This is a genomic window from Escherichia sp. E4385, assembly GCF_963883145.1.
Lineage (GTDB): Bacteria > Pseudomonadota > Gammaproteobacteria > Enterobacterales > Enterobacteriaceae > Escherichia.
Genome location: NZ_CAWOOJ010000018.1, coordinates 62,384 through 86,921 on the forward strand (window position 1 = coordinate 62,384; position 24,538 = coordinate 86,921).

General features: G+C 50.7%; 22 protein-coding genes and 1 pseudogene. 10 read left to right on the top strand and 13 right to left on the bottom strand.

Annotation, left to right across the window (positions count from 1 at the left end; genetic code table 11):
- Positions 1-207 precede the first annotated feature (207 nt).
- Complete coding sequence (locus tag AACS80_RS18475; RefSeq protein ID WP_138183914.1) at positions 208-1,137, bottom strand: nucleoside 2-deoxyribosyltransferase; 930 nt, start codon at positions 1,135-1,137, stop codon at positions 208-210.
- A 54-nt stretch (positions 1,138-1,191) separates the two neighbouring features.
- Positions 1,192-2,445: a nucleoside permease gene (locus AACS80_RS18480; protein ID WP_135492871.1), complete on the bottom strand. Its 1,254-nt coding sequence runs from the start codon at positions 2,443-2,445 to the stop codon at positions 1,192-1,194.
- Positions 2,446-3,047: 602 nt separating this feature from the next.
- Here AACS80_RS18480 and AACS80_RS18485 point away from each other — a divergent pair.
- A complete protein-coding gene (locus AACS80_RS18485; protein WP_135410231.1) occupies positions 3,048-4,046 on the top strand; it encodes a bile acid:sodium symporter family protein in 999 nt (332 codons plus the stop codon).
- Here AACS80_RS18485 and AACS80_RS18490 read toward each other — a convergent pair.
- The 3 genes from AACS80_RS18490 to zipA form a co-directional block, all read right to left on the bottom strand.
- On the bottom strand, positions 4,043-4,261 hold the full coding sequence (locus AACS80_RS18490; protein WP_130260674.1) for a DUF3820 family protein: 219 nt from the start codon (positions 4,259-4,261) through the stop codon (positions 4,043-4,045). The genes AACS80_RS18485 and AACS80_RS18490 overlap by 4 nt on opposite strands.
- Position 4,262: 1 nt before the next feature.
- Complete coding sequence (gene ligA, locus AACS80_RS18495; RefSeq protein WP_130207368.1) at positions 4,263-6,278, bottom strand: NAD-dependent DNA ligase LigA; 2,016 nt, start codon at positions 6,276-6,278, stop codon at positions 4,263-4,265.
- A 70-nt stretch (positions 6,279-6,348) separates the two neighbouring features.
- Entirely contained in the window at positions 6,349-7,329 is a 981-nt protein-coding gene (gene zipA, locus AACS80_RS18500; protein ID WP_130260672.1) for a cell division protein ZipA, read from the bottom strand.
- A gap of 229 nt (positions 7,330-7,558) precedes the next feature.
- Between zipA and cysZ the strand changes: the two genes are divergently transcribed.
- From cysZ to crr, 5 genes are all read left to right on the top strand, one after another.
- Positions 7,559-8,320, top strand: coding sequence for a sulfate transporter CysZ (cysZ, locus tag AACS80_RS18505; RefSeq protein WP_130207372.1), 762 nt, complete (start codon positions 7,559-7,561; stop codon positions 8,318-8,320).
- 184 nt (positions 8,321-8,504) lie between these two features.
- Positions 8,505-9,476: a cysteine synthase A gene (cysK, locus tag AACS80_RS18510; protein ID WP_089705909.1), complete on the top strand. Its 972-nt coding sequence runs from the start codon at positions 8,505-8,507 to the stop codon at positions 9,474-9,476.
- A 382-nt stretch (positions 9,477-9,858) separates the two neighbouring features.
- On the top strand, positions 9,859-10,116 hold the full coding sequence (ptsH, locus tag AACS80_RS18515) for a phosphocarrier protein Hpr (RefSeq protein ID WP_000487600.1): 258 nt from the start codon (positions 9,859-9,861) through the stop codon (positions 10,114-10,116).
- A gap of 44 nt (positions 10,117-10,160) precedes the next feature.
- On the top strand, positions 10,161-11,888 hold the full coding sequence (gene ptsI / locus AACS80_RS18520) for a phosphoenolpyruvate-protein phosphotransferase PtsI (RefSeq protein WP_138183915.1): 1,728 nt from the start codon (positions 10,161-10,163) through the stop codon (positions 11,886-11,888).
- 40 nt (positions 11,889-11,928) lie between these two features.
- Positions 11,929-12,438 (top strand): PTS glucose transporter subunit IIA, encoded by a 510-nt coding sequence (gene crr / locus AACS80_RS18525; protein ID WP_000522247.1) that lies wholly within the window; start codon positions 11,929-11,931, stop codon positions 12,436-12,438.
- A gap of 41 nt (positions 12,439-12,479) precedes the next feature.
- Here the strand turns inward: crr and pdxK are convergent, their stop codons facing one another.
- On the bottom strand, positions 12,480-13,331 hold the full coding sequence (gene pdxK, locus AACS80_RS18530; RefSeq protein WP_130207376.1) for a pyridoxine/pyridoxal/pyridoxamine kinase: 852 nt from the start codon (positions 13,329-13,331) through the stop codon (positions 12,480-12,482).
- A 104-nt stretch (positions 13,332-13,435) separates the two neighbouring features.
- Here pdxK and AACS80_RS18535 point away from each other — a divergent pair, with 104 nt between their 5' ends.
- Positions 13,436-13,804, top strand: a complete 369-nt coding sequence (locus AACS80_RS18535) for a YfeK family protein (protein WP_130260669.1) — start codon at positions 13,436-13,438, stop codon at positions 13,802-13,804.
- A gap of 2 nt (positions 13,805-13,806) precedes the next feature.
- Here the strand turns inward: AACS80_RS18535 and cysM are convergent, their stop codons facing one another.
- From cysM to murR, 7 genes are all read right to left on the bottom strand, one after another.
- The gene (gene cysM, locus AACS80_RS18540; protein ID WP_135410233.1) at positions 13,807-14,718 is read right to left on the bottom strand and encodes a cysteine synthase B; all 912 of its coding nucleotides are present in this window, start codon (positions 14,716-14,718) and stop codon (positions 13,807-13,809) included.
- Positions 14,719-14,851: 133 nt separating this feature from the next.
- A complete protein-coding gene (gene cysA / locus AACS80_RS18545) occupies positions 14,852-15,949 on the bottom strand; it encodes a sulfate/thiosulfate ABC transporter ATP-binding protein CysA (protein WP_135410234.1) in 1,098 nt (365 codons plus the stop codon).
- Entirely contained in the window at positions 15,939-16,814 is an 876-nt protein-coding gene (cysW, locus tag AACS80_RS18550; protein WP_064526347.1) for a sulfate/thiosulfate ABC transporter permease CysW, read from the bottom strand. The genes cysA and cysW overlap by 11 nt, the downstream gene beginning before the upstream one ends.
- Positions 16,814-17,647: a sulfate/thiosulfate ABC transporter permease CysT gene (gene cysT / locus AACS80_RS18555; RefSeq protein ID WP_000458420.1), complete on the bottom strand. Its 834-nt coding sequence runs from the start codon at positions 17,645-17,647 to the stop codon at positions 16,814-16,816. The genes cysW and cysT overlap by 1 nt, the downstream gene beginning before the upstream one ends.
- The gene (gene cysP / locus AACS80_RS18560; RefSeq protein ID WP_131162079.1) at positions 17,647-18,663 is read right to left on the bottom strand and encodes a thiosulfate/sulfate ABC transporter substrate-binding protein CysP; all 1,017 of its coding nucleotides are present in this window, start codon (positions 18,661-18,663) and stop codon (positions 17,647-17,649) included. Before cysP ends, cysT begins: the two co-directional genes overlap by 1 nt.
- 170 nt (positions 18,664-18,833) lie before the next feature.
- Positions 18,834-19,625 (bottom strand): SDR family oxidoreductase UcpA, encoded by a 792-nt coding sequence (ucpA, locus tag AACS80_RS18565; protein ID WP_000517431.1) that lies wholly within the window; start codon positions 19,623-19,625, stop codon positions 18,834-18,836.
- A 128-nt stretch (positions 19,626-19,753) separates the two neighbouring features.
- Complete coding sequence (murR, locus tag AACS80_RS18570) at positions 19,754-20,611, bottom strand: HTH-type transcriptional regulator MurR (RefSeq protein WP_135410235.1); 858 nt, start codon at positions 20,609-20,611, stop codon at positions 19,754-19,756.
- Positions 20,612-20,782: 171 nt separating this feature from the next.
- Between murR and murQ the strand changes: the two genes are divergently transcribed.
- From murQ to pbp4b, 3 genes and pseudogenes are all read left to right on the top strand, one after another.
- Positions 20,783-21,679 (top strand): N-acetylmuramic acid 6-phosphate etherase, encoded by an 897-nt coding sequence (murQ, locus tag AACS80_RS18575; RefSeq protein WP_138183916.1) that lies wholly within the window; start codon positions 20,783-20,785, stop codon positions 21,677-21,679.
- Positions 21,680-21,682: 3 nt separating this feature from the next.
- A complete protein-coding gene (murP, locus tag AACS80_RS18580) occupies positions 21,683-23,107 on the top strand; it encodes a PTS N-acetylmuramic acid transporter subunit IIBC (protein WP_135410236.1) in 1,425 nt (474 codons plus the stop codon).
- Between the two features lie 2 nt (positions 23,108-23,109).
- Positions 23,110-24,414, top strand: a pseudogene (pbp4b, locus tag AACS80_RS18585) (penicillin binding protein PBP4B).
- Positions 24,415-24,538 lie beyond the last annotated feature (124 nt).

Genomic DNA, 24,538 nt, shown 5'->3' on the forward strand with positions numbered 1-24,538 from the left:
TTCGTTAAATATGAGTCACTTCTTTTTATAGCGAGAAAAAGTCGTGAGTGACCAATACATTTGTCAGAGATATTCAATATATTTTTTAAATCGATCATACCGTCCCCCGGCAGAGAGATATAACGACGGTATAATTTATTTTGGTAGTTAATTTAAAAAGTTGATTATCAGGCAATCACTCACCTGATAATCAAGAAGAATAAACTATTACATTTCTTTGTTGTCAATCAATGCTTCAAGCTCTGCAAATGAATGCGCCACCGTTGATGACCAGGTTATCATTAAATTTAGATAATCGGTCGTCAGTGCAGACTGATATTTTTGTTGCTTACTACAATAAATAATCGATTGCTGCCCTAATGCATAGGCAATGCCATTCATAATACCGGTATCAACATTCGGCTCAAAGGTATCAGAATAAAAAATGGCTTGTCTGGATTTTCTTAAATTGTCAATATCAGTCGCAATATCATTCATGTTGTCACCAACGATAAATGTTTTACCCACACTAACGATCGCGTCTTTGATATTCTCCAGTAAGCCCCGAGATGGTTCTGTATACATAAAGTTAGGATCAAGATAATAGTCATACTCAACGGGCAATGGCGTAACCGGTACGGCTGGAGTAATCGTCGTGCCGAAGTCGGCAATTAAATTTTGCTGAAATATTTGCAATGCACGATTGATGATGTCTGTTGTTTGTTCACGATAGTTGCTGATACTGGCATCAGAATCTGACACTGATACAACTTTTGCTACATAATTTATCAGCTTACTTATAGGGTAAAACTCTGAAGAGTTACCTGCCGCCCATAAGAGAAAGTCGGTCGTAACCAGATGTACCGGCATTCCTGAAGCCCATGCATAGCCCACTTCCCACGCACAACCGGAATCATAAGTTCCGCCATCGAAATAACCGATAACCCCAACGCTGTTGTCCATATTCGCGACATCGTTAACAAAAATCTCCTCTTCACTGGAGGCACCGGCATCATCGCGATAAGGAAGAAAAGTATGGATCAGGGGCGGTAACAGACCATCGTCAATCCATTGATCGATGATGTCATTTAAATTTAAAGCATCTAATCGCCAGGGTGCGCAATAAACCCGACACTGGTTATACAATTGATTTGCCATAACATCCTCTTTTATGAATCCTATAAAATATCATTAATTTTTATAAATAGCGTATCAGGCGAAATGACCGGACGTCGTCGTGGCACCGTTGTGTTTATATTTAAACAACAGCATAAATGCGATAGCAAGAACCAGTGAATATCCGGCAAATACCAGCCAAATGGTTGACCATTGCGGGTTACCATCCGTTGTTAAATAATCGACGACTTTGCCACTAATAAAACCACCCAGAATACAACCAAAACCATTGGCCATCATCAGAAATACGCCCTGAGCACTATTACGGATCGAAGGATCAACTTCTTGTTCAACAAATACCGATCCAGATATATTGAAGAAGTCAAAGGCACAGCCATAAACGATCATCGAAAGAATTAACAGAATAGTACCGCCGAATGAAGGATCGCCATAAGCGAATAAACCAAAGCGCAGCATCCAGGCAATCATGCTCATCAGCATGACATTTTTAATACCATATTTTTTCAGAAAAAAGGGAATAGCAAGAATGAAACAAACTTCGGATATCTGAGAAATCGATAACAAAATAGAAGCATGGGTGACAACAAAACTATTGGCAAACTCTGGAACACTCTCGAAGCTGTGGAGGAAAGTATTTCCAAACATTCCGGTAATCTGTAATTCTGCCCCAAGCAGCATGGCAAAGATAAAGAAAATAGCCATTTTGCTATTTTTGAACAGTGCAAATGCACGCAGTCCGAGAACGTCTATTATTCCTTGTGCCTGGTTAGATTTAGCTACCGGTACAACAGGTAATGTCAACGTAAACAGACTTAACCCTAATGAAGCCGCCGCTCCGATATACAATTGCATATGACTTAATTCAAAACCCGCCAGACTTACTGCCCACATCGCAACAATAAATCCGATCGTTCCCCAGATGCGTATTGGTGGAAACTCAGTCACAATATCCATACCCGCATTTTGTATACGGTAATAGGAAATCGTATTACTCAAGCCAAGCGTTGGCATATAAACGAGAGAGTTAAGTAAAATGACAATGAACATTGCCGAAGGTGTTGTAACAGATGCCGCGATAAATAATGTTACCGCGCCAAAAAAGTGACAGGCGGCATAAATCCATTTAGCGCTAATCCATTTATCTGCCACAATGCCAAATAGTGTTGACGTTATCACCGCTGCAATACCCAATGTACTGTAGACTGCACCAATATCTTCTCCTTTGAAGCGCAGCGTAATAAACATATAAGAACCAAATGTGTTTAGCCAACTTCCCCACAAAAAGAATTGCAGAAATGAAAGAATTTTTAACTGTAGTTTTAGATTCACCGTCGTCCCCTTTGATTTGACCCTCCCCTTTAAATATCCTGAAACACATCAAATTTACCAATATCTTTTATTGCAATGATCAATTGCGATTTGATATCGATTCTGAAAACATTAAGAAAACCACCCTGTTATTGCGTAATAATTATGAGTTTTTAGATAAACCACTAACCCAGTAAACAGCAACACTAAACAATCACATCAAAAATATATGAGACAATCACATTCATGATGTTTATTGTTTGCGAGAAATATATGATAAAAAGGTAACTCCTGTTATTAAACCTGAGTCTACCCTCATAATTTTACCGCACCGTTAATAATAAAGTGAGTGAAACGTTCTCTCCGTGTAACATTCTTTATTCAATAAAATACCCGTTCTAAAACCAGCGCTGACCACGCTAAAACTGCTATGTACATCAGCAGTAATAACCTTCTGTGATTTTTTCGGCTGTCACATAGTTCCCTCAGTTAACGGCCCCTATTTGCCAACCAGGCGAAGCTCCCCCTGACTTCCCATTACCACGCACAAATTGATAAGCAATTCAGTTTTATTTATCAATCAGAACAACGCACAATGAAAGCATCGGTCATCTGGAGTCTTTATGAAACTTTTTCGTATCCTCGATCCTTTCACTTTAACCTTGATCACGGTGGTATTGCTGGCTTCTTTCTTTCCGGCCAGCGGCGGTTTTGTCCCCTTCTTTGAAAATCTGACCACGGCAGCTATTGCCCTGTTGTTCTTTATGCACGGTGCGAAGCTGTCGCGTGAGGCGATAATTGCTGGCGGTAGTCACTGGCGATTGCATTTGTGGGTAATGTGCAGCACCTTCGTACTGTTTCCGATTCTGGGCGTACTGTTTGCCTGGTGGAAACCGGTAAATGTCGATCCGATGCTCTATTCCGGTTTTCTCTATTTGTGCATTCTCCCGGCTACCGTGCAGTCTGCAATCGCCTTTACTTCAATGGCGGGCGGTAATGTCGCGGCGGCGGTTTGTTCTGCGTCGGCATCCAGCCTGCTGGGGATTTTCCTTTCGCCGTTGCTGGTCGGTCTGGTAATGAATATCCACGGAGCAGAAGGCAGTCTGGAACAGGTCGGTAAGATTATGTTGCAACTACTGCTGCCGTTCGTGCTGGGACATCTTTCTCGCCCGTGGATTGGTAACTGGGTAGCACGCAATAAAAAGTGGATAGCAAAAACCGACCAGACATCCATTCTTTTGGTCGTTTATACGGCATTCAGCGAAGCCGTCGTTAACGGCATCTGGCACAAAGTCGGTTGGGGTTCGCTGCTGTTTATTGTGGTAGTTAGCTGCGTATTGCTGGCTATTGTGATTGTGATTAACGTCTTTATGGCGCGTCGACTGGGTTTCAATAAGGCAGATGAAATCACTATCGTCTTCTGTGGCTCGAAAAAGAGTCTGGCGAATGGTATTCCGATGGCGAACATTCTGTTCCCCACATCGGTGATCGGTATGATGGTACTGCCGTTGATGATTTTCCATCAGATCCAACTGATGGTCTGCGCGGTGCTGGCGCGTCGTTATAAGCGCCAGACCGAGCAACTACAGGCGCAGCAGGAAAGCAGCGCCGGAAAAGTTTAAAGCGGACGTTTCAGGGGCTGGACCAGTTGCGCCAGCCCCTCGGTTTTAATCAGCAACGTGATTTGCATTAACTCACCGAGTTTGCCTGCCGGAAACTCATCTTTGCGGGCAAACCACAGCAGATACTCTTCCGGCAGGTCGATTAAGCGACGCCCTTTGTACTTGCCAAACGGCATCACCGTATTGGCAATTTCAATCAGCTGCTCTTTCTCCACCTCAGCTCCCCAGCAAACGCAGCATTTCAGCTTCGTCGATGACTTCAATACCCAGTTCCTGCGCTTTCGCCAGTTTAGAACCTGCAGCTTCTCCGGCAATCACCAGATCGGTTTTCTTCGACACGCTGCCCGCCACTTTCGCGCCCAGTTCGATCAAGCGAACTTTAGCGTCATCACGCGACATCTGACTTAAGCTACCGGTGAGCACCACGGTTTTACCGGCAAACGGGCTGTCGATCTCTTCCGCGTTAATCACCACCGGCGCAGGCCAGTGAACGCCTTCCGCCAACAGCTCGCTGATGACATTGCGGTTGCTTTCTTCGGCAAAGAAGTTGTGAACATGAGATGCCACCACGATCCCGACGTCTGGCACTTTTTGCAGCTCTTCAATCGAGGCTGATTCCAGCGCTTCCAGCGTGCCAAAATATGCCGCCAGACCGGCTGCGGTAGCCTCACCGACTTCACGGATGCCAAGGGCATAGAGGAAGCGGGCAAAGGTGGTTTCTTTCGCTTTTTCCAGCGCGTTAACCACATTTTGTGCCGATTTCGGCCCCATTCGCTCCAGCCCGGTAAGTTTGCCTGCGGTGAGTTTGAACAGGTCCGCCGGAGTGTGAACGTATTCTTTTTCAACCAGCTGGTCGATAATTTTGTCACCCATGCCATCAACGTCCATCGCACGACGGGAAACAAAGTGTTTCAGCGATTCTTTACGTTGAGCACCGCAAATCAGGCCACCAGTACAGCGGGCCACCGCTTCGCCTTCCACACGTTCCACGTCAGAACCACATACCGGACAATGCGTCGGGAATACAACCTCACGGGTATCTTCCGGGCGTTCAGAAAGCACGACGTTAACCACTTGTGGGATCACGTCACCTGCGCGGCGAATCACCACTTTATCGCCAATGCGTAAACCGAGACGTTCAATTTCGTCGGCATTATGCAGTGTGGCGTTGCTCACCAGCACGCCTGCAACATGGACAGGTTCCAGACGCGCAACGGGCGTAATCGCTCCTGTACGCCCAACCTGAAACTCTACATCGCGCACAAAAGTCATTTGTTCCTGCGCAGGGAATTTAAACGCAACAGCCCAGCGCGGGGCGCGGGAAACAAAGCCAAGTTGCTCCTGCTGCGCCAGCGAGTTGACCTTAATGACTACACCGTCAATATCAAAGCCCAGCGTCGGGCGGTCTTCTTCCACTTTGTGGTAAAACGCCAACACGTCTTCTGCTGATTCGCAAAGCGTTACCCGATCGCTGACTGGTAATCCCCACGCTTTAAACTGCATTAAGCGGCCCAGATGAGTGTCCGGCAACTCGCCACCTTCCAGTACGCCAACGCCATAGCAGAAGAAAGTAAGCGGTCGCTTCGCAGTAATACGCGGATCAAGCTGGCGCAGAGAACCTGCCGCCGCATTACGTGGGTTAGCAAACACTTTTCCGCCCGTGCGTCGCGCCTCTTCGTTAATCTTCTCAAAGCCCGCCTGCGGCAGGAACACTTCACCACGCACTTCCAGACGTGCTGGAATATTCTCACCATGCAGTTTCAGCGGAATGGCGCGAATGGTACGCACGTTAGACGTGATGTCTTCCCCAGTAGTGCCATCGCCACGGGTTGCCGCGCTTACCAGTACACCATTCTCATACAGAATGCTGACGGCAAGCCCATCGAGCTTTAACTCGCAGCACCAGGTCACTTTTTCGTTGCTTTTCAGACGATCCTGTACGCGTTTGTTGAAGGCGAGAAAACTCTCTTCATCAAATACGTTATCCAGCGACAGCATTGGTACTTCATGACGGATCTGGCTAAAGGCTGCCAGCGGCGCAGCACCTACACGTTGGGTAGGTGAATCAGGGGTAATCAGCTCTGGGTGTTTGGCTTCCAGCTCACGCAACTCGCGCATCAGCCTGTCGTATTCAGCGTCGGGGATTTCCGGCGCATCCATCACATGATAAAGATATTCATGGTGGCGAAGCGTCGTTCGCAGTTCTGTCAGTTGTTGTTCGATTGATTCCATATCGCACCATCAATGCTAAAAACCCCCGACAAGCGGGGGTTCGAAAAGAAGTTGATTTGCCCTAAGTGTATCAGGCGTTGGCGTCTTTGACTTCGCGGATGATGTCCTGATACTCGCGCAGTTTCTGCGGAGTCATCATACGGCGCTGATCGTCAAGCACTACGCCGCCTACTTCATCGGCAATATGCTGCGCGGATTGCAGCATCAGCTTGAAGTTTTGCAGTTCATCACCATAAGACGGCACCTGCATGAAGATAGTGACACCCGGCGTTGTGAAATCCTTCATTTCAGGATCAAAGGTTCCCGGTTTCACCATATTCGCCAGGCTGAATAACGCCGGGCCGCTGCCATCCGGGCTAAGATGGCGATGATAAATATTCATATCGCCAAAGATAAAGCCCGCCTGTTGAATGCTATTAAGAAGCAGTTCACCGTTTAGCTCGCTACCGTGATGCGCCGCGACGTTCATGATGATCACCGCTTCTTTGCGCTTCGGCTTATCCATCACAGGCGCTGGTTCAGCTACAGGTTCAGGCTGCGGTGCCGCTACAGGTTCCGCGGTCTGGAAAGTAGGCTGCGGAGCTGGAGGCACCTGCGAAACAACCGGCTGTTCAGGCTGCGGCGGGTAAGCCGGCTGCTGTACTGGCTGCGGTTGTTGCACTGGCTGCGGTTGCTGAACAGGCTGCGCTGAATGCGGAGCATGTTGCGGCGGTACCTGCGCTTCAGGCGGCTGCTGAACCGGTTGACGCGGTTGCGCAGACGCATAAGGCGGTTGGTACTGGTGTTGCGGCGACGGACGAGCAGCCTCATGCTCCTGGGCGTTAGCCGGGGCATGATTTACGCGGTGAACACGAACCTCACCAACGCCCTCATCATCTTCGACATCCTCGTCATAAGAATCGTCGTCACGTTTTGACTTCATTCGTTTTAGTGGCCGATCGCGAAACATAGAAGATCGTTCTTTACGGCTGGTCCAGAAACCATGTACCAGTAAAGCGATTATGGCGATCGCGCCAACAATGATTAATATCAGACGCAAATCCTGCATCATTATATTCTCTGTTGTTCTAACACCTTGCCACCACGGCAAACATTTACTCACTAAGAGTATTTGTCGATTACCTCAAGTGCAAGTGCACTATTAACTTTCACAGCACAAAGATAGATGAAATCGTGCTTTTTGCTGGTTTTTCGAACATATCCTAACTGTCCATTGCGCAAATACCCGGTAAAATACGCAGAACTTTCCTGGGATTGGTCAAAAGGAGCATATCCTGATTATGGTTTCAACATTCACATCTGCCTCACGCAGCGGTTTTTACTATTTTGCGCAAGGCTGGAAGCTCGTCTCGCAACCTGGGATTCGCCGTTTTGTCATCTTACCGCTGTTGATCAATATCTTGTTGATGGGAGGCGCGTTCTGGTGGCTCTTTAGCCAGCTGGATGTTTGGATCCCGTCGTTAATGAGTCACGTACCTGACTGGCTGCAATGGTTGAGCTATTTGCTGTGGCCTGTAGCGGTTATCTCCGTGCTACTGGTTTTTGGCTATTTTTTCTCCACCATCGCCAACTGGATTGCCGCACCATTTAACGGTTTGTTGGCTGAACAACTGGAAGCAAGACTGACTGGCGCTACGCCACCGGATACCGGTATTTTCGGCATCATGAAAGATGTGCCGCGGATTATGAAACGTGAATGGCAAAAGTTTGCCTGGTATCTGCCGCGCGCGATTGTATTGCTGATCCTTTACTTCATCCCTGGCATTGGGCAAACCGTTGCACCGGTGCTGTGGTTCCTGTTCAGCGCCTGGATGTTAGCCATCCAGTACTGCGACTATCCGTTCGATAACCACAAAGTGCCATTCAAAGAGATGCGCACTGCCCTGCGCACGCGCAAAATCACTAATATGCAGTTTGGTGCTTTAACCAGCTTGTTCACGATGATCCCGGTACTCAACCTGTTCATCATGCCGGTGGCCGTTTGTGGCGCTACGGCGATGTGGGTCGATTGCTACCGCGCTAAACATGCATTATGGCGGTAACAATTTACCGATTATTTTGTAAACATTATGTGTGGAACAGGGGTGGCTTATGCCGCCCCTTATTCCATCTTGCGAGCCATTATTTCCCTTCTGCATATAGATATGCTAAATCCTTACTTCCGCATATTCTCTGAGCGGGTATGCTACCTGTTGTATCCCAATTTCATACAGTTAAGGACAGGCCATGAGTAAGATTTTTGAAGATAACTCGCTGACTATCGGTCACACACCGCTGGTTCGCCTGAATCGCATCGGTAACGGACGTATTCTGGCGAAGGTGGAATCCCGAAACCCCAGCTTCAGCGTTAAGTGCCGTATCGGTGCCAATATGATTTGGGATGCCGAAAAGCGCGGCGTACTGAAGCCGGGCGTTGAGTTGGTGGAGCCAACCAGCGGCAATACCGGGATTGCACTGGCGTATGTGGCTGCCGCTCGCGGTTATAAACTCACTCTGACCATGCCTGAAACCATGAGTATTGAACGCCGCAAGCTGCTCAAAGCGTTAGGTGCAAACCTGGTGCTGACCGAAGGTGCTAAAGGCATGAAAGGTGCGATTCAAAAAGCGGAGGAAATTGTTGCCAGCAATCCAGAAAAATACTTGCTGCTGCAACAATTCAGCAATCCGGCAAACCCGGAAATTCATGAAAAAACCACCGGCCCGGAGATCTGGGAAGATACTGACGGTCAGGTCGATGTGTTTATTGCTGGTGTCGGCACTGGCGGTACGCTGACCGGCGTCAGCCGCTACATTAAAGGCACCAAAGGCAAGACTGACCTCATCTCTGTTGCCGTAGAACCAACCGACTCTCCCGTTATCGCCCAGGCGCTGGCAGGTGAAGAAATCAAACCCGGGCCGCATAAAATCCAGGGCATCGGTGCTGGCTTTATCCCGGCTAACCTTGATCTCAAACTGGTCGACAAAGTTATTAGTATCACCAATGAAGAAGCCATCTCTACTGCGCGTCGCCTGATGGAAGAAGAAGGCATTCTTGCCGGGATCTCTTCCGGCGCGGCTGTTGCTGCGGCGTTGAAACTACAAGAAGATGAAAGCTTTACCAATAAGAATATTGTGGTTATTCTTCCATCATCGGGTGAGCGTTATTTAAGCACTGCACTGTTTGCCGATCTCTTTACCGAGAAAGAATTGCAACAGTAATGCCAGCTTGTTAAAAATGCGTAAAAAAGCACCTTTTCAGGTGCTTTTTTGTGGCCTGCTTCAAACTTTCACCCCTCCTGGCATTGATTCAACTTGTCGGAACTGGTATTTAACCTGACTAATTATTTTGATGCGCGAAATTAATCGTTACAGGAAAAGCCTTAGCTGAATCGATTTTATGATTTGGTTCAAGTCTTCCTTTAGCGGCATAATGTTTAATGATGAACGAAACGTCAGCGGCCAACATCCGCCAGCAATGGACTGTATAGAGCACTTCGTGCGTCGCGTCTGTTAAAACTGGCGCTAACAATACAGGCTAAAGTCGAACCGCCAGGCTAGACTTTAGTTCCACAACACTAAACCTATAAGTTGGGGAAATACAATGTTCCAGCAAGAAGTTACCATTACCGCTCCGAACGGTCTGCACACCCGCCCTGCTGCCCAGTTTGTAAAAGAAGCTAAGGGCTTCACTTCTGAAATTACTGTGACTTCTAACGGCAAAAGCGCCAGCGCCAAAAGCCTGTTCAAACTGCAGACTCTGGGCCTGACTCAAGGCACCGTTGTGACTATCTCTGCAGAAGGCGAAGACGAGCAAAAAGCGGTTGAACATCTGGTTAAACTGATGGCGGAACTCGAGTAATTTCCCGGGTTCTTTTAAAAATCAGTCACAAGTAAGGTAGGGTTATGATTTCAGGCATTTTAGCATCCCCGGGTATCGCTTTCGGTAAAGCTCTGCTTTTGAAAGAAGACGAAATCGTCATTGACCGGAAAAAAATTTCTGCCGACCAGGTTGATCAGGAAGTTGAACGTTTTCTGAGCGGTCGTGCCAAGGCATCTGCCCAGCTGGAAACGATCAAAACGAAAGCTGGTGAAACGTTCGGTGAAGAAAAAGAAGCCATCTTCGAAGGGCATATTATGTTGCTCGAAGATGAGGAGCTGGAGCAGGAAATCATAGCCCTGATTAAAGATAAGCACATGACCGCTGATGCAGCTGCTCATGAAGTTATCGAAGGTCAGGCTTCTGCCCTGGAAGAACTGGATGACGAATACCTGAAAGAGCGTGCGGCCGACGTACGTGATATCGGTAAGCGCCTGCTGCGCAACATCCTTGGGCTGAAGATCATCGACCTGAGCTCCATTCAGGATGAAGTAATCCTGGTTGCCGCTGACCTGACGCCGTCTGAAACCGCACAGCTAAACCTGAAGAAGGTGCTGGGTTTCATCACCGACGCGGGTGGCCGGACTTCCCACACCTCTATCATGGCGCGTTCTCTGGAACTGCCAGCCATCGTGGGTACCGGTAGCGTCACCTCTCAGGTGAAAAACGACGACTATCTGATTCTGGATGCCGTAAACAATCAAGTTTACGTCAATCCAACCAATGAAGTTATTGATAAACTGCGCGCCGTTCAGGAGCAAGTTGCTTCTGAAAAAGCAGAGCTTGCTAAACTGAAAGATCTGCCAGCAATTACGCTGGACGGTCACCAGGTTGAAGTGTGCGCTAACATCGGTACTGTTCGTGACGTTGAAGGTGCAGAGCGTAACGGCGCTGAAGGCGTTGGTCTGTATCGTACCGAATTCCTGTTCATGGACCGCGACGCGCTGCCAACCGAAGAAGAACAGTTTGCTGCTTACAAAGCGGTGGCTGAAGCGTGTGGCTCACAGGCAGTTATTGTTCGTACCATGGACATTGGCGGCGATAAAGAGCTGCCGTACATGAACTTCCCGAAAGAAGAGAACCCGTTCCTCGGCTGGCGTGCTATCCGTATCGCGATGGATCGTAAAGAGATCCTGCGCGATCAGCTTCGCGCTATCCTGCGTGCCTCTGCTTTCGGTAAATTGCGCATCATGTTCCCGATGATCATCTCTGTTGAAGAAGTGCGTGCACTGCGCAAAGAGATCGAAATCTACAAACAGGAACTGCGCGACGAAGGTAAAGCGTTTGACGAGTCAATTGAAATTGGCGTAATGGTGGAAACACCGGCTGCCGCGACAATTGCGCGTCATTTAGCCAAAGAAGTTGATTTCTTTAGTATCGGCACCAATGATTTAACGCAGTACACTCTGGCAGTTGACCGTGGTAATGATATGATTTCACACCTTTACCAGCCAATGTCACCGTCCGTGCTGAACTTGATCAAGCAAGTTATTGATGCTTCTCATGCTGAAGGCAAATGGACAGGTATGTGTGGTGAGCTTGCTGGCGATGAACGTGCTACACTTCTGTTGCTGGGGATGGGTCTGGACGAATTCTCTATGAGCGCCATTTCTATCCCGCGCATTAAGAAGATTATCCGTAACACGAACTTCGAAGATGCGAAGGTGTTAGCAGAGCAGGCTCTTGCTCAACCGACAACGGACGAGTTAATGACGCTGGTTAACAAGTTCATTGAAGAAAAAACAATCTGCTAATCCACGAGATGCGGCCCAATTTACTGCTTAGGAGAAGATCATGGGTTTGTTCGATAAACTGAAATCTCTGGTTTCCGACGACAAGAAGGATACTGGAACTATTGAGATCATTGCTCCGCTCTCTGGCGAGATCGTCAATATCGAAGACGTGCCGGATGTCGTTTTTGCGGAAAAAATCGTTGGTGATGGTATTGCTATCAAACCAACTGGTAACAAAATGGTCGCTCCGGTTGACGGCACCATTGGTAAAATCTTTGAAACCAACCACGCGTTCTCCATCGAATCTGATAGCGGCGTTGAGTTGTTCGTTCACTTCGGTATCGACACTGTTGAACTGAAAGGCGAAGGCTTCAAGCGTATTGCTGAAGAAGGTCAGCGCGTGAAAGTTGGCGATACTGTGATTGAATTCGATCTCCCGCTGCTGGAAGAGAAAGCCAAGTCTACCCTGACTCCGGTTGTTATCTCCAACATGGACGAAATCAAAGAACTGATCAAACTGTCCGGTAGCGTGACTGTGGGTGAAACCCCGGTTATTCGCATCAAGAAGTAATTCTTGCCGCAGTGAAAAATGGCGCCAATCGGCGCCATTTTTTATGCTTCCGCCAACGGCGGCAAAATCAATTCATCGCTCTCATGTTGCTGGGTGTAGCGCATCACCTCCAGTACGCGTAAGCCTGCGCTATGTACCGCGTCAGTTAATTCCTTACCTTTCAACAAGCCACTGATGAGCTGGGCGCAAAACAGATCGCCTGTTCCTTTAAGGTCCGTCTTTACCCGAGAATGGGAAATGACATTCACGCTGTCGGCACTGACCACTACCACCTGCATCTCCTGATTTTCTTCGTTACCAGAGGCGCTGGTAATAACCACCCATTTTAATGTGTCTGAAAGCAAACTTTTTGCTGCGGCAATGGCGCTGTCGAGATCGCGGCAGTTTTTACCGGTCAGGATTTCCAGCTCAAAGATATTTGGCGTAATTCCCTGCGCCAGTGGCAACAAATATTGCCGATACGCATCGGGCAGGTCAGGTTTGACGTAGATACCGCTATCAATATCGCCAATGACCGGATCGACCATAATCAATAAGTCAGGATGGTTTTCGCGTAATACAGTCAGCCACTCGGCAAGTATTTTGATTTGCGACGCGGTTCCCATATAGCCGGTGGTGACAGCGCGCAGCTGGCGCAGCGCATCACGCTCCTGTAGTGCGCGTAAATATCCGCTAAACCATTCGTCCGGAATCGCACCACCGTAGAACGTATCATAATGTGGCGTATTGCTGAGCAACACGGTTGGCACGGCAAAGACATTCAGGCCGTTCTGTTTAATAGCAGGCACGGCAATGCTGTTGCCTACGCTGCCATACACCACCTGCGACTGCACAGCGACAATATCCGCCTGCAACGCTCTGCTCTTATCGTTAAACAACAACAAACTACTCATTTAATTTTTTCTCCTTGCCGATGATCCTCATCGCATCCCAACCGAAACTTTACCTGATTTTGGCAGTCAAATCGGCTATCACAAAACAAGGATATGGTAATTCAGTGAAGAAAATCATTTGTCTGGTCATTACGCTGTTGATGACACTCCCCGCTTACGCGAAGTTAACTGCCCACGAAGAAGCCCGCATCAACGCCATGCTGGAGGGATTAGCACAGAAAAAGGATTTGATATTTGTGCGCAACGGTGATGAACATACTTGTGATGAAGCAGTTTCGCATCTGAAGTTGAAGCTCGGCAACACGCGCAACCGCATTGATACCGCCGAGCAGTTTATTGATAAAGTGGCTTCGTCATCATCGATTACCGGTAAGCCTTACATCGTGAAGATGCCCGGTAAGAGCGATGAAAATGCACAGCCTTTTTTACATGCGTTAATTGCGCAGACGGATAAAACAGTGCCTGCGCAATAATCTTAAATCCCCGCCCCCTGGCTAAAGTGCTCTTCCCCGAATACCCCGGTGGAAAGGTAGCGATCGCCGCGATCGCAGATGATCGCCACCACCACCGCACCGGGGTTAGCTTTTGCCACCCGCAGTGCTCCGGCAACCGCGCCGCCGGAGCTGACGCCACAGAATATTCCTTCCCGCACTGCCAGTTCGCGCATGGTGTTTTCTGCATCGCGCTGATGAATATCCAGCACCTCATCCACCAGCGAAGCGTTAAAGATGCCAGGCAGATATTCCGCAGGCCAGCGGCGAATGCCGGGAATGCTACTGCCCTCTTCCGGCTGCAGGCCAACAATGGTCACCGGTTTGGATTGTTCGCGCATAAAGCGTGAAACGCCGGTGATAGTGCCGGTTGTTCCCATGCTGGAGACAAAATGGGTAATGCGCCCGCCGGTTTGCTGCCAGATTTCCGGCCCGGTAGTGGTGTAATGGGCGTAAGGGTTATCGGGATTATTGAACTGATCGAGCAGCTTTCCTTCACCACGATTCGCCATTTCAAGCGCCAGATCGCGCGCACCTTCCATGCCCTGTTCTTTGGTAACCAGAATCAGTTCCGCGCCGTAAGCCAACATCGCCGCACGGCGTTCCTGGCTCATGTTGTCCGGCATCAGCAATTTCATGCGATAGCCTTTTAGCGCGGCAATCATCGCCAGCGCAATGCCAGTATTGCCACTGGTGGCTTCAATCAGCACGTCGCCCGGTTTAATTTCCCCGCGCTTTTCCGCCTCGGCGATCATCGATAGCGCCGCACGATCTTTCACCGAGCCTGCCGGGTTATTGCCTTCCAGTTTTAACCACACTTCACTGCCGTTATCCGGCCCCATTCGCTGCAACTTCACCAGAGGCGTATTGCCAATTGTTTGTTCTAATGTACTCACGATCTCTGTCCATACGTGGTGTTGCCTGATGCGACGCTTGCACGTCTTATCAGGCCTACAGGTTACAAACCTTGCCATTAAAAAGCCCGGATCGCGGGAAGCGCCTCCGGGCGTTTAACATTCACTCAACCTATCAGGCGCTTTGTGCGAGAGCAAGTTCCTCATCGCGGGTTTCAATACGCTCGTCGCCGTTATACAGCCGCGCATGTTGCAGGCCAACGAATAAACGCTCGCCACGCTGCGGGGCATCGTCGCCATGCATCACGACCGTCAGCGGATCTTCATACCACCCCAGCGGCTGCACGACTAATTGGGTGTAGTGACCTTTCGGGCTGGCTTCCAGCACCTGGACCGGCAGTGGCGATTCAAGGCTGGTGCGGCGGCTGATATCCACTTCCCACGGGCGCAGGAAGAGATCCACCGGCCCCTGATACGCAGGCGTGTAGCCCAGCGGCCAGCGATGTGCACCAACGTGGAACTGCCCGCCGCGAATGGTTCCCTGCAGGCGGTTTACTTCGCCCATAAATTCGAGCACAAAACGGGTCGCCGGTTCTCGCCATACCTGATCCGGTTTATCGGCCTGTTCGATATTGCCCTGGCTCATCACCACCACGCGGTTGGCGACTTCCATCGCTTCTTCCTGGTCGTGGGTAACGAACACGCTGGTGAATTTCAGTTCTTCATGCAGTTGACGCAGCCAGCGACGCAGCTCTTTACGCACCTGCGCATCCAGCGCGCCAAACGGTTCATCGAGCAGCAGAATTTGCGGTTCCACAGCCAGCGCGCGCGCCAGTGCCACACGCTGTTTCTGCCCGCCGGAAAGCTGCGCCGGATAACGATCCGCCAGATGGGCAAGCTGCACCATTTCCAGCAATTTTGTCACTTTCGCTTTGATCGCCGCCGCATTCGGGCGCTCGCGACGCGGTAGCACCGTCAGGCCAAAAGCGATATTGTCGAATACCGTCATATGGCGAAACAACGCGTAATGCTGGAACACGAAACCGACTTTACGGTCGCGCGCGTGCAGGCGGCTGACGTCGGTGCCGTGGAAGCGAATATGCCCGCTGGTTTGATGCTCCAGCCCGGCAATAATGCGCAGCAGCGTGGTTTTTCCGGAACCGGACGGCCCCAGCAACGCGACCATCTGACCAGAAGGAATATCCAGTGAGATATCGTTCAGCACCTGGGTGCGACCAAAAGACTTCTTAATATTGGCAATCTCAATGCTCATGATGTTCCTCCTGCTGCGCGCGTTTTTCCTGATTTTCCAGGCGCCACTGCAACATACTCTTTAAAAACAGGGTGATAATCGCCATCAGCGTCAACAACGCGGCGGCGGTAAAGGAGCCGACGGTGTTGTAGTCCTGCTCCAGCAATTCAATCTGTAACGGCAGCGACAGGGTTTCGCCGCGAATCGAGCCGGAAACCACCGATACCGCGCCAAACTCGCCAATCGCGCGGGCATTGGTCAGCACCACGCCGTAAAGCAGCGCCCAGCGAATATTCGGTAATGTGACGCGACGGAACATCTGCCAGCCGGACGCGCCAAGCAAAATCGCCGCTTCGTCCTCCTGGCTGCCCTGGCTTAACATCACCGGCACCAGCTCGCGCACTACAAACGGGCAGGTGACAAAAATCGTCACCAGCACCATTCCCGGCCAGGAGAACATAATTTGCAGGTTATGCTCGTCGAGCCAACCGCCCAGCGGGCCATTAGAGCCGTAGAACAGCAGATAAACCAGACCGGCAACCACCGGTGACACGGCAAACGGAATATCCAGCAGCGTCAGCAGCAACTGACGCCCAGGAAAATCAAAACGTGTCACCAGCCAGGCCAGCAGGATGCCGAACACCAGGTTTACCGGCACGGCAATCAGCGCAATCATCACCGTTAGCCAGATGGCGTGCAGCATGTCCGGGTCAGCCAGATTCTGTAAAACCGGCATCAGCCCTTTGCTGAACGCCTGCACGAAGATATAAATCATCGGCACCAGCAGGATGAACGCCGAAACCAGCATCCCGATGCCAATCAGAAACCATTTGCCCCAGTTAATCGGGCGCGCGTCATAACGCTTCAACTGTGTCACTTCCGCCATTAATGACCTACCACACGCCGACCAAAGCGACTTTGCAGAGTGTTAATTGAGAACAGCAGCAGCAAGGATGCCGCGAGGATCACCGAGGCAATCGCGCTGGCCGCCGGGTAATCAAACTCCTGTAAGCGAACGAAAATCATCAGCGACGTCACTTCTGTTTTCCAGGCGATGTTCCCGGCGATAAATATCACCGCGCCAAACTCACCAAGACTACGGGTAAACGACAGCGCCACGCCCGCCACCAGCGCCGGAGAGAGTTCCGGCAGCACCACTTTGCAGAAACTCTGCCAGCGCGTTGCACCGAGCGTTTCCGCCGCTTCTTCATATTCCGGGCCTAACTCTTCCAGCACCGGCTGCACGGTACGCACCACAAACGGAATGCTGGTAAAGGCCATCGCCACCGCAATCCCAAGCCAGGTGTAGGTGACTTTGATATCAAACTTCGCCAGCCATTCGCCGTAAAAACCGTTCACAGAAAAGAGCGAGGCCAGCGTCAAACCGGCAACTGCCGTTGGCAGCGCAAAGGGTAAATCCATCAGTGCATCAAGCAGCGTGCGGCCAGGGAAGCGATAACGGGTTAAAATCCACGCCATCAGCAGGCCGAAAACGCCGTTAAAAATTGATGCCACAAACGCCGACAGCAGCGTCACTTTGTAGGCCGCGACCACCTGCGGGTTGGTGATCACTTCCCAGTACTGCGCCCAGCTCATCTCAGAGAGCTGCATCACCAGCGCGGAGAGCGGCAGCAATAAAATCAGGCACACAAACAGCAGACTGGTGCCGAGGCTTAAGGTAAAGCCCGGCAGCACGCGTCTTGATGAAACTGCAAACATCAGTTACGCCCCGCCGCTAACAGCTTGTCTAACTCGCCGCCGCTGGTGAAGTGGGTTTTCATCACTTCCGGCCAGGAGCCAAATTTGTCTTCCACGCGGAACAGCTCGGTCTGCGGGAATTTATCTTTCAGTTTGTCCATGACTTCCGGGTTATTCACGCGGTAGTAATAGTCGGTGATGATGGTTTGCGCCTGCGGGCTGTAGAGCCAGTTCAGGTAGGCTTTTGCGGCTTTTTCTGTGCCGTTGGCCTGCACGTTTTTATCGACCCATGCCACCGGAAATTCCGCCAGAATGTTGGTTTTCGGAATCACCACTTCGAAGCCCTGCGCTTCATACTGTTTACGGATGTTGTTCACTTCCGATTCAAAGCTAATCAGCACATCGCCCAGGCCGCGCTCGGCAAAGGTGGTAGTTGCGCCACGACCGCCGGTATCGAACACTTCAACGTTTTTCAGGAACTGGGTCATAAACTGTTCGGTTTTGGCTTTATCGCCACCGTCGGCTTTATCCGCTGCGCCCCACGCGGCTAAATAGGTGTAACGCGCGTTACCGGACGTTTTCGGGTTCGGGAAAATCAGCTTCACGTCGGAGCGCACCAGATCGTTCCAGTCGTGGATATTCTTCGGGTTGCCCTTACGCACCAGGAAACCCATGGTGGAGTAGAACGGCGAGCTATTATTCGGCAGGCGCGACTGCCAGTCCGCCGGGATCAGCTTGCCTTTGTCGTGCAGGATTTGTACGTCGGTCACCTGGTTATAAGTGACAACGTCTGCTTTTAAGCCCTGTAAAATCGCCAGCGCCTGTTTTGATGACCCGGCATGAGATTGTTTAATCGTCAGTTTGTCGCCGCCGTTATCTTTTGCCCATTGCTGTTCAAACGGCGGGTTCAGGGCGGCAAACAGCTCGCGGGAGACGTCATAAGAACTGTTCAGCAGTTCTGTTGCCTGTACATGGCCTGCCAGCAGCAGAGTAGCAACCAGTGCGAGATATTTCTTTTTCAGTAAGTTAACGGCCATTGCGCACCCTTATAAATTTAATGACTTTCTAATAGCCATCATATTTATAACGGGCATGAAAGGAGTAACGGTTTTATATACCGTTTGGTGATTTGGAAGTTGAAAAGGGAATAAGAACCGGGTTCAAAACGAAATCCTCCCCACGAATGCAGGGAGGAAACAGAGGTGAATCAGATGCCGACGCTAACCGTCTCCGGCAACGTACTGCCGCCATCGATCACATTCTGTGTACCGGTTAAATAGCTGGATTCATCCGATGCGAGGAAGGCTGCCAGTTCGCCGACTTCCAGCGGATCGGCGAGGCGACGCATCGGGATTGCTTTTGCCATTTCAGTCAACACCGATTCTGGATCTTCCGGGTTCGACTGACGGGCAATACTTTCCGCCATTGGCGTGCGCACGTAGCCCGGACAAATCGCATTTACGCGAATACCAGACTGCGCGTACTCCACCGCCAGCGATTTAGTCAGGCCAACAATCGCCGCTTTCGTTAAGGCATACGCCGTTTCGCCAGGATCGGCCACCATATCGCCAGTGACCGAAGACATCATCACAATGCGGCCATCTTTGCGGGCAATCATCTCCGGCAGCACCGCCTTTGTGACGTTCCATACGCCTTTAATATTGATATCAATATGGAAATCGCGATCGTCATCGCTCATATCGAGGAAACTGCCCAGGCGACAAACGCCTGCGTTATTCACCAGGATATCAATGCGCCCTTCTTTTTCCTTCGCGCGCTTGATAGCAGCGGCTACCGACGCCGGGTCACGCACATCGGCGACAACCGCCGTACAGCGATGACCACGACCACACAGTTCGTCCGCCAGCTTTTCGATCTCAGGGGAGATATCCAGCAAGATTAGATTCGCGCCATGACGTGCAAAAGTTCTGGCAATTCCTTCGCCAATTCCCTGCAATGCGCCTGTAATCAGTGCTGTCTTGCCCGTGAGTTTACCCATTTTAATGCTCTCCTTGTTAATACAGAGCGTTACACTCCATTCCCTCTGAAAATACAGGATAAACAAAATATTGCTGCGTATCAGCTCACTAATTCAGGAAAATCTCAATCCAGTCGCTGCTTTATGCATCATTTCAGGCGTTGTGTTAGCTCACTGCTGCGCTCAATCATTTTCAATGACTCCACATCATTGAGTTGCACAAGGCCAACAAACAGTAAATCGGTAACAGAATTTTGCGCCGTGCGGGTGGACATCGACGAGCTACGCCATTCGGTTTCGCCGGAAACGGTATCGAGCGTGAAATGCGCCAGCCGCCGCAGCGGAGAGTCAGTCAGAGAAGTAATGGCAATCACCGTTGCCCCCTGCTTTCGCGCTGCCTCGGCGCACAGCACAATCTCTTTTTTACTGCCGCTGTAAGAGATAGCGATTTGTACATCGCCTTTTTTTAGCGCCTGGGAAACGGTGGCTTGTACGTGTGTGTCGGCTTCACAGGCCACGCGATAGCCAATTTTCATCAGTTTGAACGACAGATCGCGCCCCACCAGCGCCGACCCGCCCAGGCCCGTTATCTGGATAAACGGTGCTTTACTGATGACCTCAATGATTTTTTGCAGCCGCGCGTAGTCGAACAACGCGCAGGTCTGTTCCAGCGCCAGCTCTTTTTCGCGATTCAGTTTGCGGGCAATCACTTCCAGCGAATCATCACTGGTAATCGAACTGTGCAGGTGCAGCGCCGTGGCATTCGTTTTCTCCCGGCTGGCACTGTATTCGCCAATTAACGCCATACGCAATTCAGTAAATCCTTGTGCGCCGAGCTTCTGGGCAAACTTCACAATACTCGACTGACTGATGCCGAGCTGTTTCGCCATCTTGCGCGAAGAGACGGATTTCAGTTCGCTCACCCTGGCTTGCAGAAAGTCGGCTATCTTTTGCTCATTTTCAGTAAAGTCACTTTCTGCATTGCGTAATTTTGTCAGGTACAACATCTTCCACTCCCTCACCACATCCTGCGCGCAGCATAGCACACGGTTTTTGCCCTTTGACGCTCTTCACACTCTGTAATTTCAGACTCAATGATTCCTTTAAAACTAACAAATCGAGATATATGATTCCATCAATCTGCAATTATTTGATTGTGAATACTAAGGTCACCACTGATGCAACTTGAAAAGATGATTACCGAAGGCTCGAATGCCGCCTCGGCTGAAATTGACCGCGTTTCGACGCTGGAAATGTGCCGGATTATCAACGATGAAGATAAAACCGTACCACTCGCCGTTGAGCGCGTACTGCCGGATATTGCAGCGGCGATTGATGTTATTCACGCCCAGGTGAGCAGCGGCGGCCGTCTGATTTACATCGGTGCGGGAACCTCTGGTCGTCTGGGTATTCTTGATGCCAGTGAATGTCCGCCGACCTACGGCGTGAAACCGGGTCTGGTAGTTGGTTTGATTGCGGGCGGCGAATATGCCATTCAGCACGCAGTTGAAGGCGCGGAAGATAACCGGGAAGGCGGCGTTAACGATCTGAAAAACATCGGCTTAACCGCGCAGGATGTGGTGGTCGGTATTGCTGCCAGCGGACGCACGCCGTATGTAATTGCCGGGCTGGATTACGCGCGTCAACTCGGCTGCCGCACGGTGGGAATTTCCTGTAATCCGGGGAGTGCTGTTTCAACCGCCGCAGAGTTTGCCATTACGCCGGTGGTTGGTGCCGAAGTGGTTACCGGTTCTTCGCGGATGAAAGCGGGTACGGCGCAGAAACTGGTACTCAATATGCTCTCCACCGGGCTGATGATTAAATCTGGCAAAGTGTTCGGCAACCTGATGGTCGATGTGGTCGCTACCAACGAAAAACTGCATGTGCGCCAGGTCAATATCGTCAAAAACGCCACCGGATGTAATGCCGAACAAGCGGAAGCGGCATTGGTTGCCTGCGACCGCCATTGTAAAACGGCTATTGTGATGGTGCTGAAAAATCTCGATGCCGCAGAAGCTAAAAAACGCCTGGATCAACACGGCGGCTTTATTCGCAAAGCTCTGGAAAAGGAATAACCCATGGCTAAAGAGATCAGCTGTGAACTTCTGAAAACCATTCTTACCCGGGTCGGTGGCCCGGGTAACATCGCCAGCTGTGGTAACTGTATGACGCGTCTGCGTCTGGGTGTACATGACAGTTCACTGGTTGATCCCGATATCAAAACCCTGGAAGGCGTAAAGGGCGTCATTTTGACCAGCGATCAGGTGCAGGTGGTTTTTGGGCCGGGCAAAGCGCATCGTGCCGCAAAAGCCATGAGCGAGTTGCTGGGCGAAGCACCGATACAGGATGCCGCGGAGATCGCCGCCCAGAATAAACGCCAGTTAAAAGCCAGACAAACTTCCGGCGTGCAACAATTTCTCGCCAAATTCGCCACCATCTTTACGCCGCTGATCCCCGGTTTTATTGCTGCGGGTCTGTTGCTGGGGATAGCGACGCTAATCGCCACGGTGATGCATGTTCCGGCAGATGCTCAGGGAACGCTGCCCGATGCGCTGAATTTTATGAAGGTGTTCAGCAAAGGCTTGTTCACCTTCCTGGTAATTCTGGTGGGCTATAACGCGGCCCAGGCGTTCGGCGGCACGGGCGTCAATGGCGCAATTATCGCCGCGCTCTTTTTGCTCGGTTATAACCCTGCTGCCACTACTGGTTACTACGCCGGATTTCACGATTTCTTCGGTCTACCCATCGATCCGCGCGGCAATATTATCGGCGTGTTGATTGCCGCCTGGGCCTGCGCCCGCATTGAAGGCATGGTGCACCGCTTTATGCCGGACGATCTCGACATGCTGCTGACCTCGTTAATCACTCTGTTGATCACCGCTACGCTTGCGTACCTGATCATTATGCCGCTGGGCGGCTGGTTATTCGAAGGTATGTCGTGGCTGTTTATGCACCTGAACAGTAATCCGCTCGGTTGTGCGGTTTTAGCCGGGCTGTTCCTGATCGCCGTGGTGTTTGGCGTGCATCAGGGCTTCATTCCTGTTTATCTGGCTTTAATGGACAGTCAGGGGTTCAACAGCTTATTTCCCATCCTTTCGATGGCGGGCGCGGGCCAGGTGGGCGCGGCGATGGCGCTCTACTGGCGGGCGCAACCGCACAGTGCACTACGCAGTCAGGTGCGCGGGGCGATAATTCCCGGCCTGCTGGGCGTTGGTGAACCGTTGATTTACGGCGTCACCCTGCCCCGCATGAAGCCGTTTGTTACCGCCTGTTTAGGCGGCGCGGCGGGCGGTTTGTTTATCGGGCTGATAGCCTGGTGGGGTCTGCCAATGGGCTTAAACAGCGCCTTCGGACCGTCTGGCCTGGTGGCGCTGCCGCTGATGACTTCCGCTCAAGGTATCCTTCCGGCAATGGCGGTATATGCAGGTGGGATTCTGGTGGCATGGGTTAGTGGATTTATTTTCACCACGCTCTTTGGCTGCCGTAACGTCAATCTGGACTGATTATGAAACGGACAATGCTCTATCTTTCTCTGCTGGCTGTCAGCTGTAGCGCCAGCGCCGCAAAATACCCTGTTCTGACAGAAAGTTCGCCAGAGAAAGCAGGGTTCAATGTCGAACGGCTTAACCAGATGGATCGCTGGATTAACCAGCAAGTTGATGCCGGTTATCCTGGCGTAAACCTACTGATTATTAAAGATAATCAGATTGTGTATCGCAAAGCCTGGGGGATGGCGAAAAAGTACGATGGCAGCGTGTTGATGGCGCAGCCTGTAAAAGCCACCACCGAGACGCTGTATGACCTGGCCTCAAATACCAAAATGTACGCCACTAACTTCGCTCTGCAAAAGCTGATGAGCGAAGGCAAACTGCATCCTGACGATCTGATTGCGAAATATATTCCAGGGTTTGCCGACAGTCCAAATGACACCATCAAAGGCAAAAACACGCTGCGGATTTCTGATCTGCTGCATCACAGCGGCGGTTTCCCGGCGGACCCACAATACCCGAATAAAGCGGTCGCTGGCGCGTAATATTCGCAGGATAAAGGCCAGACGCTGGAGATGATCAAGCGCACGCCGCTGGAGTATCAGCCCGGCAGCAAGCATATCTACAGCGATGTCGATTATATGCTGCTTGGATTTATCGTCGAGTCGGTTACCGGTCAGCCGCTTGACCGCTATGTTGAAGAGTCGATTTATCGCCCGCTCGGCCTGACGCATACGGTATTTAACCCGCTGCTGAAAGGCTTTAAACCGCAGCAAATTGCCGCGACGGAACTGAACGGCAATACCCGCGATGGCGTGATCCACTTTCCGAATATCCGCACCTCCACTATCTGGGGTCAGGTGCACGATGAAAAAGCGTTCTATTCGATGGGCGGCGTTTCCGGACACGCAGGTTTGTTTTCCAATACCGGCGATATTGCGGTGTTAATGCAAACGATGCTGAACGGCGGTGGCTATGGCGATGTGAAGCTGTTCAGTGCGGAAACGGTGAAGATGTTCACCACCAGCTCAAAGGAGGACGCCACTTTTGGCCTTGGCTGGCGCGTGAATGGTAATGCCACCATGACGCCGACGTTTGGCACGCTGGCAAGCCCGCAAACCTACGGTCACACTGGCTGGACAGGGACGGTAACCGTTATCGATCCGGTCAATCATATGGCGATTGTGATGTTAAGCAACAAGCCCCATTCGCCAGTTGCCGATCCACAAAAAAATCCCAATATATTCGAAAGCGGTCAGTTACCGATTGCAACTTATGGTTGGGTAGTTGATCAGGTGTATGCGGCGTTAAAGCAGAAGTAATAAAAAGGCCAGTCAGTTTTGTTACTGGCTGGCCTGAGACTGCTGACAAACGCAATACTGCCTGATGCGCTACGCTTATCAGGCCTACGCGGCCCCTGCAATGTATTGAATTCGCACGATTTGT

Coding starts and splice junctions, on each gene's coding strand:
- AACS80_RS18475 (WP_138183914.1), bottom strand. CDS start 1,137: ATGGCAAATCAATTGTATAACCAGTGTCGGGTTTATTGCGCACCCTGG.
- AACS80_RS18485 (WP_135410231.1), top strand. CDS start 3,048: ATGAAACTTTTTCGTATCCTCGATCCTTTCACTTTAACCTTGATCACG.
- ligA (WP_130207368.1), bottom strand. CDS start 6,278: ATGGAATCAATCGAACAACAACTGACAGAACTGCGAACGACGCTTCGC.
- zipA (WP_130260672.1), bottom strand. CDS start 7,329: ATGATGCAGGATTTGCGTCTGATATTAATCATTGTTGGCGCGATCGCC.
- cysZ (WP_130207372.1), top strand. CDS start 7,559: ATGGTTTCAACATTCACATCTGCCTCACGCAGCGGTTTTTACTATTTT.
- cysK (WP_089705909.1), top strand. CDS start 8,505: ATGAGTAAGATTTTTGAAGATAACTCGCTGACTATCGGTCACACACCG.
- ptsH (WP_000487600.1), top strand. CDS start 9,859: ATGTTCCAGCAAGAAGTTACCATTACCGCTCCGAACGGTCTGCACACC.
- ptsI (WP_138183915.1), top strand. CDS start 10,161: ATGATTTCAGGCATTTTAGCATCCCCGGGTATCGCTTTCGGTAAAGCT.
- crr (WP_000522247.1), top strand. CDS start 11,929: ATGGGTTTGTTCGATAAACTGAAATCTCTGGTTTCCGACGACAAGAAG.
- pdxK (WP_130207376.1), bottom strand. CDS start 13,331: ATGAGTAGTTTGTTGTTGTTTAACGATAAGAGCAGAGCGTTGCAGGCG.
- cysA (WP_135410234.1), bottom strand. CDS start 15,949: ATGAGCATTGAGATTGCCAATATTAAGAAGTCTTTTGGTCGCACCCAG.
- cysW (WP_064526347.1), bottom strand. CDS start 16,814: ATGGCGGAAGTGACACAGTTGAAGCGTTATGACGCGCGCCCGATTAAC.
- cysT (WP_000458420.1), bottom strand. CDS start 17,647: ATGTTTGCAGTTTCATCAAGACGCGTGCTGCCGGGCTTTACCTTAAGC.
- cysP (WP_131162079.1), bottom strand. CDS start 18,663: ATGGCCGTTAACTTACTGAAAAAGAAATATCTCGCACTGGTTGCTACT.
- ucpA (WP_000517431.1), bottom strand. CDS start 19,625: ATGGGTAAACTCACGGGCAAGACAGCACTGATTACAGGCGCATTGCAG.
- murR (WP_135410235.1), bottom strand. CDS start 20,611: ATGTTGTACCTGACAAAATTACGCAATGCAGAAAGTGACTTTACTGAA.
- murQ (WP_138183916.1), top strand. CDS start 20,783: ATGCAACTTGAAAAGATGATTACCGAAGGCTCGAATGCCGCCTCGGCT.
- murP (WP_135410236.1), top strand. CDS start 21,683: ATGGCTAAAGAGATCAGCTGTGAACTTCTGAAAACCATTCTTACCCGG.